This is a genomic window from Acinetobacter sp. GN11 (genome assembly GCF_054823985.1).
Genome location: NZ_JRVL01000325.1, coordinates 1 through 1,382, shown reverse-complemented (window position 1 = coordinate 1,382; position 1,382 = coordinate 1). Strand labels below are relative to the sequence as shown.

Annotated in this window: 1 protein-coding gene and 1 pseudogene; one reads left to right on the top strand and one right to left on the bottom strand. The window is 35.4% G+C overall.

Going from position 1 to position 1,382, the window contains the following annotated elements:
- Window positions 1-740: putative pilus system protein FilA (filA, locus tag NL42_RS18855; protein WP_461313912.1), on the bottom strand; the 740-nt coding region annotated here is incomplete at its 3' end.
- A 356-nt stretch (window positions 741-1,096) separates the two neighbouring features.
- Between filA and NL42_RS18850 the strand changes: the two are divergent.
- Window positions 1,097-1,382, top strand: a pseudogene (locus NL42_RS18850) (aminodeoxychorismate synthase component I); the annotation flags it as partial.

Below are 1,382 nucleotides of genomic sequence, written 5' to 3'. Positions count from 1 at the left end.
ACATTCATGCCTTGAGTACTATTATTTTGGATTTTTAAGCCAGTTGGTACAACTGAAATATTCGCATTAACGTCTAAATCACCAGTAGTATTACCAGCACCACGTACCATTACTTTATCTAGGACAATTTTACCGCCGCCAGCAGCGTCATTAATACCAAAGTTAGATAGTGTTAAACCACCTTTTAAACTCGAATTTACTTTGATCATTGCACCTTGTGGTGTAGCACCTAACTGAACATTCGCTGAAATCTGACCTAAAGATAAATCTAAACCAGAGATAATTTCAGTTGGAGCTGTTTCTGTAATACCACGTACAGCAGTTGTTTGGTTTAAAGTACCAGAAGTACCTACACCAATTGAACCTACATGAATATCAACCGCACCTACTGTCGCAGCAACGTTTAAAAAAGCACCGTTTGAGCCCGAAGCACCATTTGTATCAATTGCTAAATCTAAAAGATTACCTGTACCTGTTTGGGTAAGAGTAACGCCGCTGATTGCGATTGCACCACCAGTACCTGAAGCACCAGTAATACCAGTTGATGATGCTAAACCATCATTATCGTGTAGATATAATTTATCGATAGAAACACCGCCAGAACCTAAAGCGATACCGATGTTAATACCATCTTGACCTGTAGCGGCGCTTAGTGCAGCATCGTCCATTGACTGCATTGCCATTGCATTTGCGCTGATAGCTAAAGAAGAAACTAAAGCAAGTTTAGTGAACATTTTCATTGAGCACTCTCCCAAGAGCATTTATTTTTTGACTTTAACCACTCTCATTGTCTCAAGTTGCATTTTTCTTTTATAGCAACCGAAACTTCCAATCCTTGAGTAGTTTTGCTTAGCAATTACTAAATTACATCTACGTTACTTTTTGTTCAACTAGTGTTGTGCATTTTTTGCCAACTACCCGACAAACGGTACACTCTATTTATTTCGCTTTTAGCTTCACAAATACAACTCTAATCCCACACTAAAATTCGACCATTTTATCAGCAAAAAATACCTCTCTCATCAGTCTTCTCCCTGATGATCCACAAGTTGTAGTAAACTAATATTTCCCTCATTAACTATTCTGTTATTAAAAAATGTCTCAGTTAAAGAAAAAAATCTCATTACATGGCAAAAATGCTGCCGAGATTTTAAAAAATTTACAAGGATTAACTGGGCTCATTTATTTAAATGACAACAACAACCCTATTATTGGCTTTCTTCCTCAGCAATACTTTCTTATTCAGAATAAAAACAACTTAGTATTCCAGCGTCAAAATTTTAATGAATATGAAAATATATCAAAACCGAATCAATTATTAGATTTTATCCAACTAAAAGAAAAAGACTTAAAAGAAAATAAAAATATTAAAACGATAACAA